9 protein-coding genes are annotated in these 6,402 nt (G+C 68.9%); 5 read left to right on the top strand and 4 right to left on the bottom strand.

Going from position 1 to position 6,402, the window contains the following annotated elements; genetic code table 11:
• Positions 1–120: 120 nt before the first annotated feature.
• From Q8M82_RS20540 to Q8M82_RS20520, 5 genes are all read left to right on the top strand, one after another.
• Positions 121–594 (top strand): RidA family protein, encoded by a 474-nt coding sequence (locus tag Q8M82_RS20540; RefSeq protein ID WP_305693156.1) that lies wholly within the window; start codon positions 121–123, stop codon positions 592–594.
• Positions 594–1,373, top strand: a complete 780-nt coding sequence (locus Q8M82_RS20535; protein ID WP_305693155.1) for a glycerophosphodiester phosphodiesterase family protein — start codon at positions 594–596, stop codon at positions 1,371–1,373. Before Q8M82_RS20540 ends, Q8M82_RS20535 begins: the two co-directional genes overlap by 1 nt.
• The gene (locus Q8M82_RS20530; protein ID WP_371126423.1) at positions 1,370–2,581 is read left to right on the top strand and encodes a GNAT family N-acetyltransferase; all 1,212 of its coding nucleotides are present in this window, start codon (positions 1,370–1,372) and stop codon (positions 2,579–2,581) included. Before Q8M82_RS20535 ends, Q8M82_RS20530 begins: the two co-directional genes overlap by 4 nt.
• Entirely contained in the window at positions 2,574–3,386 is an 813-nt protein-coding gene (locus Q8M82_RS20525; protein ID WP_305693154.1) for a 2'-5' RNA ligase family protein, read from the top strand. The genes Q8M82_RS20530 and Q8M82_RS20525 overlap by 8 nt, the downstream gene beginning before the upstream one ends.
• 61 nt (positions 3,387–3,447) lie before the next feature.
• Positions 3,448–3,876 (top strand): HIT family protein, encoded by a 429-nt coding sequence (locus tag Q8M82_RS20520; protein ID WP_305693153.1) that lies wholly within the window; start codon positions 3,448–3,450, stop codon positions 3,874–3,876.
• 9 nt (positions 3,877–3,885) lie between these two features.
• Here Q8M82_RS20520 and Q8M82_RS20515 read toward each other — a convergent pair whose 3' ends face one another.
• From Q8M82_RS20515 to Q8M82_RS20500, 4 genes are all read right to left on the bottom strand, one after another.
• A complete protein-coding gene (locus Q8M82_RS20515; protein ID WP_305693152.1) occupies positions 3,886–4,260 on the bottom strand; it encodes an AzlD domain-containing protein in 375 nt (124 codons plus the stop codon).
• On the bottom strand, positions 4,257–4,979 hold the full coding sequence (locus tag Q8M82_RS20510) for an AzlC family ABC transporter permease (RefSeq protein WP_305693151.1): 723 nt from the start codon (positions 4,977–4,979) through the stop codon (positions 4,257–4,259). Before Q8M82_RS20510 ends, Q8M82_RS20515 begins: the two co-directional genes overlap by 4 nt.
• A gap of 167 nt (positions 4,980–5,146) precedes the next feature.
• A complete protein-coding gene (locus tag Q8M82_RS20505) occupies positions 5,147–5,425 on the bottom strand; it encodes a hypothetical protein (protein WP_305693150.1) in 279 nt (92 codons plus the stop codon).
• Between the two features lie 4 nt (positions 5,426–5,429).
• The coding region (locus Q8M82_RS20500; protein ID WP_305693149.1) for an AAA family ATPase at positions 5,430–6,402 on the bottom strand (973 nt) is incomplete at its 5' end.

The raw sequence follows: 6,402 nt of genomic DNA, 5'->3' as shown, positions 1-6,402 counted from the left end.
CGCGGGCGACGCGGCAGCGCGGCGCATGGCCGTCAGCTTGCGGGCGGCCGAGGCATCGGCCATGAAAGACGCCTGCGCGGGACGATGCTCCCGCCGACCGCATCCTGTGGAGCCGTCCCAATGAACGCCGTCGACACCCGCCTCGCCGAACTCGGCATCACCCTGCCGACCCCGGCCGCGCCGATCGCGAACTATGTCCCTTACGTCATCAGCGGCAATCTCCTGGTGATTTCGGGGCAGCTCTGCTTCGGGCTCGACGGCAAGCTTTCCGACGCCCACAAGGGCAAGCTCGGGGGCGAAATCTTCAACGAGGCCGGTCTCGAGGCCGCGCGGCTCTGCGCCATCAATGTGCTCGCCCAGGCCAAGGCGGCGCTGAACGGCGATCTCAGCCGGATCACCCGCTGCGTGCGTCTCGGCGGCTTCATCAATGTCGCGCCGCATTTCGCCGCCCTGCCCGCGATCATGAACGGCGCTTCCGACCTGATGGTCGAGGTGCTCGGCGACAAGGGGCGCCATGCCCGCTCGACGATCGGCGTGGCGCAGCTGCCGGCCGATGCCGCGGTCGAGGTCGAGGCGATGTTCGAGATCGCCTGATGCGCGGCTCTCTCCTGAACGACGGCGCCCGGCCCGATCTCGGCTGGCTGATCGCCCGCCCGATCGCCCATCGCGGGCTTCATGACGCCGCTGCGGGCGTGATCGAGAATAGCGGCCCGGCGGCCGAGGCGGCCATCGCCGGCGGGTTCGGCATCGAATGCGACATCCAGCTCAGCGCCGACGGCGAGGCGATGGTCTTCCATGACTTCGTGCTCGACCGCCTTACAGAGCGGCAGGGCGCGGTCTCGGCACAGACGGCAGAGGCACTCGCCGCGATCCCGCTGCGCGGCAGCCCGGCGCTGATCCCGACGCTGTCGGATTTCCTCGACCTGATCGGCGGGCGCGTGCCGCTGGTGATCGAGATCAAGAGCCGCTTCGACGGCGATCTCCGGCTGACCCGCCGCGCCGCCGAAATCGTCGCCGGCCGCCCCGGTCAGCCGATCGTGTTCAAGTCCTTCGATCCCGAGATCGTCGCGGCGCTGCGCGAGATCGCGCCCGGCGTGCCGCGCGGCATCGTCGCGATGAACGACTATTCCTATCCGGACTATGCCCATCTTGAAGCGGGCCAGCGCCACGCCATGGCCAATCTGCTGCATTTCGAGCGCAGCCGGCCTGATTTCCTGTCCTGGAAGGTCACGGACCTCGACAGCGCGGCGCCCTATCTCTGCCGGAACGTGGTCGGGATGCCGCTGATGAGTTGGACGGTGCGCACCCCGGAGGACCGGGAGAAGGCCTCGCGCCTCGCCGACCAGATGGTGTTCGAGGGCTTCACGCCTTGAGCGAGAGCGGGGCCGGCGACCTTAGGGTGCGCGTCGCGACCTCGCTGAAGGCGGTTCCGGCCGCGGCCTGGGATGCCTGCGCCCATCCGCAGGCGCAAGACTCGATGCCGGCCGGGCTCGACCGGGAAAACCCCTTCGTCTCCCATGCCTTCCTGCGGGCGCTCGAGGAGAGCGGCTGCGTCGGCGGGCGCTCCGGCTGGTCGCCCGCCTATCTGTTGGTCGAGGATGGCGAAGACAGGCTGCTCGCCGCCGCGCCCAGCTTCCTGAAGAGCCACAGCCAGGGCGAATATGTCTTCGACCACAGCTGGGCCGACGCCTATCAGCGCGCGGGCGGGCGCTACTACCCGAAGATCCAGGTCGCGGCGCCCTTCACCCCCGCAACGGGCCCGCGCCTGCTGGTCGCGCCCGGACCGCGGGCGGAGGCCGCCCGCGCCGGCCTGATCGCCGGGCTGGAGGCGCTGTGCGAGCAGACCGAGGCCTCCTCCATCCATGTCACCTTCGCGCAGGAGCCCGAGATCACGGCACTGCGGGAGGCCGGCTATCTCGAGCGGCACGATCTGCAGTTCCACTGGTTCAACCAGGGCTTCAGGAGTTACGACGATTTCCTGGCGACGCTGGCCTCGCGCAAGCGCAAGGCGCTGAAGCGGGAGCGTCGCGAAGCGCTCGCCGCCGGGATCACCATCGAGGTGCTCAGCGGCAGCGACCTGACCGAAGCGGTCTGGGACGATTTCCACGCCTTCTACGAGGACACCGGGTCACGCAAATGGGGGCGCCCCTATCTGAACCGGGCCTTCTTCTCCTGCGTCGGCGCGGCGATGGGTGAGCGGATCGTCCTGGTGATGGCGAAGCGCGCAGGACGCTACATCGCGGGTGCGATCAATTTCCGTGGCGCCGACACGCTGTACGGCCGCAACTGGGGCTGCATCGAGGACCACCCCTTCCTGCATTTCGAGGTCTGCTACCACCAGGCCATCGACTACGCGATCGCTAACGGCCTCGCCCGCGTCGAGGCCGGCGCGCAGGGCGAGCACAAGCTGGCGCGCGGCTACCGCCCGGTGGTGACGCGCTCGCTGCACCATCTGGCCGATCCGGGCTTGAAGCGCGCGGTCGCGCATTACCTGACGCGGGAGCGGGCGCAGATCGCGCAGGCGCAGGCGGCGCTGGCAGCCGAAAGCCCGTTCCGCCAATCCGGCGAGTCCGATGGCTGACCCGGGCGCCTTCGCAGCCTCCGCCGCGCCTGTCTTCTGCGCGGAAAGCGAATTGGGCTACCGGCGCAGCCTGACCGATTTCGCGGACGGGCCTCTGACGCTGGACGAGCCCTACCGGCTCGCCCACCTGCCGCTCGTCGCGCCCGACCATCCTCGCGTGATCGCGCGGCAGGAGGGGCGATCCTACGAGATGGGCGTCCATCCACCCGTCTACTCGCTGGTTCTTCCCGTCGATGGGGCTCTGCTCGCGGGTTCCGAACCCTTCCAGCGGCTCGATAACGAGATACGCGCGGCGCCCTTCGCCCCCAAGATCGCCTGGGGCATCCTGCCGCGACGGGCCCAACGACTCCACGCGACCCTGTGCGGCACGCTCTCGACGGGGGATGCGCCGGTGATCTCGGACGAGACCCGCGAGGCTCTCGCCCGGATCGAGCCCTTCGCGGTCGATCTGCGCGGGCCGTTCTCGGGCAACGTCAATCGCGGGCGGATCTATCTGCGGGCCTATCCGGAGAAGCGGGGCGAGCGGAACCCGATCCATGCGATCCAGGCCGCTTTTGGGCGCCCGCCGGGCGATCTCTACCTCGTCGGGCTCTACAACCTGACCGATGATCTCGATACCGGCGAGACCGCCGCGCTGGCGGAGATCATCGCGCGCTGGTGGGATGTATCGCTGCTGCGCTTCACCGTGACGGATCTCTGGCTGCTCGGCGCCAGCGACGATCTGGTGCTCGATTCGCAGATCTCAGAGACGCTGCCGCTGGGCACCGCCGGGCGCCTGTCTCCGAAGCTGCCCGCCCGGCCTTGACGCTGACCGCCTGCACGCGACAGGTTGGCCGCCCCTGTTCCTCGCCCGATCCGGAAGCCGCATGAGCGCCTACGACACCGACAACGTCTTCGCCCGGATCCTGCGCGGCGAACTGCCCTCCCATACCGTCTATGAGGACGAGGCGACTGTCGCCATCATGGACATCATGCCGCGCGCCGACGGGCACGTTCTGGTGCTGCCCAAGGCCGCCTGCCGCAATGTGCTGGACGCGCCGCCCGAGGCATTGCAGGCGGTCGCGCTGACGACGCAGCGCATGGCGCGCGCGGTGAAAGCCGCCTTCGCGGCTGATGGCGTGACGATCCAGCAGTTCAACGAGGCGGCCGGCGGCCAGGTGGTGTTCCACCTGCATGTCCATGTCATGCCGCGTCATGACGGCGTGGCGCTGCGCCCGCATACGGGCGCCATGGCGGATGCCGAAGTGCTCAAGGCGAATGCCGAAAAGATCCGGTCGGCGCTGGCGGCGCTCTGACCGGCCGGCTCAGATCGCCGGCAGCCAATAGGCACCGCCAATCAGCGTCGCCTCTCCGGCGAGCACCGCCAGCAAGACGCGGCGCCTGTCGAACAGCATGATCGCGAGCGTGACCGAGAGCGCCCCGACCCGCAGGGCCAGCGGCACGGCGGCGAGCGCGCCGGGCGGCGCCACGATCAGCTTGGCGACGATCCCGGCGAGAAGGGCCGTCGCCACCGCCCTCACCCATTCGAGCGCCGGCGAGTCGGCGTCGATCCGCCGCGAGAACGCCACCGCGAGCCAGCGCCAGATCTCGGTCGGCAGCACGGCGAACAGGATGAGGGCGAGATAGGGCCACCACGGCCCGTCGAGCCAGGCAATCGGCTGCGTGATCGTCGCCGTCATGGCGCCACCTTCTTCGGCCGCAGCGCGAAGGCGATCGAGCCGGCGATCAGCCCGGCAACGATCAGGTCGAAGCCGCCGCCGATGAAGCGGTCGCAGATCGGCGCGAGCGCGAGGCCGAGGATGATGGCGGCGGCATCGCCGCGATGGCGCAGGCCCGCTGTCAGCGAGGCGAGGAAGAAGATCGGCGTCAGGCAGAGCAGGCCGGCGGCGAAGGGGATCGGCAGGGCGCCGATCAGGTAGTAGCCGAGGAAGGTGCCGACCGAACTCGTCGCCATGCAGGTGTTGGCGAAACCGAGGAAATAGGCGACGCGCTGGGGCGGCGGGACATGCGGCAGCCGGCGCAAGCCCTCCGTCCAGGCTGTGACCGCAACGTAATGGGCGAGCAGGAGCTGCATGCCCACCCCCTGCCCCGGGCGGCGCAGCAGGGGCAGGATCGCCACCGTCATCGGCAGGAAGCGCAGAGAGGCGAAGCCGACCGCGATCGCGATCGCGCTCCAGGCCGCGCCGGCTGCAATCGAGGCGAAGAAGATCACCTGCGAGGGGCCGGCCCAGACCAGCATGGTCGAGAGCACCGCGACCTCGACCGGATAACCGACGTCGCGCGCCAGTGAGCCGATGCCCACCAGCCCGAAGCCGACGACCCAGGCCGGCAGCGACAGTGCGTCGCGCATGCCGGCCAGCGCGACGCGCCACCAGGTCCACTCGGCGGATACGGTCATGACAGGATCGGCACGCGGGGGCTGTGAGGACGGGAAGAGCAGGTCCCGTCCCGAACGGGGCGGTTTGCGAGAGCCCTTCTAGCCCGGAGCGGGCGCCGAACCGAGCCGCGACGATGGGCGGTCGGCCTTGCGCAGGCTGCAAAGGCCTGCCGGGGCGCAGAGGTCAGTCAGCGCCCGCCCTTCATGACGATGCCCAGCAATTCATTGCCGAAATCGATGATTTCCTTGGGGATCCCCCCAATCGCCTGGACCCCGAGATAGATCAGGTAGATGAAGGCCGGGACGAGGATCCAGCCCAGGATCTCCTCGAACATCTTGCGCCGACGCCGGCGCCGGTCACGCTTCTCGAACCAGCTCAGCTTTTCCTTGTGCACCGGAACAGCCTGTTCCGGTGCGGGCTCGGCCGCATGGGCGAGCAGCGTATCGGTCTTTCGCCTGAACAACACGGTCTCAAGCCTTTGTCAGCGGGACCTTGGGGACGGTGCGGACGGAGCGCTGGGCCTTGGGTCCCTCCAGCCCCTTGCCGCCCTCGCCCTTGCCGCCATCCCCCTTGCTGGCCTTGCCGGCGGGACCGCTGCGGCGGGGCGCAGCGGGAGCCGGTTTGGCCGCGGCGGTCTTGGCGCGCGGCTTGCGCTCGCGCTTCTCGGCCGCGGCGGCCACGTCCTTCTCGGGCTTGGGCCTGACCGGCCCGTCGGGAAATTCGAGGCCGAGCACCTTGATGCCAGTCTCGGACTGCACGACGACGACGCGAACCGCGCCGCCATTCTTCAACCGACCGAACAACACCTCATCAGCGAGCGGCGTCTTGATCGTCTGCTGGATCAGGCGGGCCATCGGCCGGGCGCCCATGGCCTCGTCATAGCCGTTCTCGACCAGCCATTCGCGGGCCTCGTCCGAGAGCTCGATCGTGACGTTGCGGTCGGCGAGCTGGGCCTCGAGCTGCAGCACGAACTTGTCGACGACGCGGGCGACGACCGTCTTCGGCAGATGGCCGAAGGACACGACCGAATCGAGGCGGTTGCGGAATTCGGGTGCAAACAGCTTGTTGATCGCCTCCGTATCGTCGCCCTCGCGTTTCTGGCGGGTGAAGCCATAGGCGTTGCGGGCCATGTCGGCGGCACCGGCATTGGTGGTCATGATCAGGATGACGTTCCTGAAATCGACCTGCTTGCCGTTGTTGTCGGTCAGCTTGCCGTGATCCATCACCTGCAGGAGAATGTTGAACAGGTCGGGATGGGCCTTCTCGATCTCGTCGAGCAGCAGCACGCTGTGCGGATGCTGGTCGATCTGGTCGGTCAGCAGGCCGCCCTGATCGAAACCGACATAGCCCGGAGGGGCGCCGATCAGCCGCGAGACGGTGTGGCGCTCCATGTATTCCGACATGTCGAAGCGGATCAGCTCGACGCCGAGCGAGGTGGCGAGC

The organism is Allobosea sp. (genome assembly GCF_030694325.1).
Classification (GTDB): Bacteria; Pseudomonadota; Alphaproteobacteria; order Rhizobiales; family Beijerinckiaceae; genus Allobosea.
Note: the sequence above shows the minus strand (reverse complement) of the source record. Positions and strands in the feature narration are given on the sequence as shown.

Excerpts from the sequence above, each read along its gene's own strand:
- Q8M82_RS20540 (WP_305693156.1), top strand. The coding sequence starts at position 121 with ATGAACGCCGTCGACACCCGCCTCGCCGAACTCGGCATCACCCTGCCG.
- Q8M82_RS20535 (WP_305693155.1), top strand. The coding sequence starts at position 594 with ATGCGCGGCTCTCTCCTGAACGACGGCGCCCGGCCCGATCTCGGCTGG.
- Q8M82_RS20525 (WP_305693154.1), top strand. The coding sequence starts at position 2,574 with ATGGCTGACCCGGGCGCCTTCGCAGCCTCCGCCGCGCCTGTCTTCTGC.
- Q8M82_RS20520 (WP_305693153.1), top strand. The coding sequence starts at position 3,448 with ATGAGCGCCTACGACACCGACAACGTCTTCGCCCGGATCCTGCGCGGC.
- Q8M82_RS20515 (WP_305693152.1), bottom strand. The coding sequence starts at position 4,260 with ATGACGGCGACGATCACGCAGCCGATTGCCTGGCTCGACGGGCCGTGG.
- Q8M82_RS20510 (WP_305693151.1), bottom strand. The coding sequence starts at position 4,979 with ATGACCGTATCCGCCGAGTGGACCTGGTGGCGCGTCGCGCTGGCCGGC.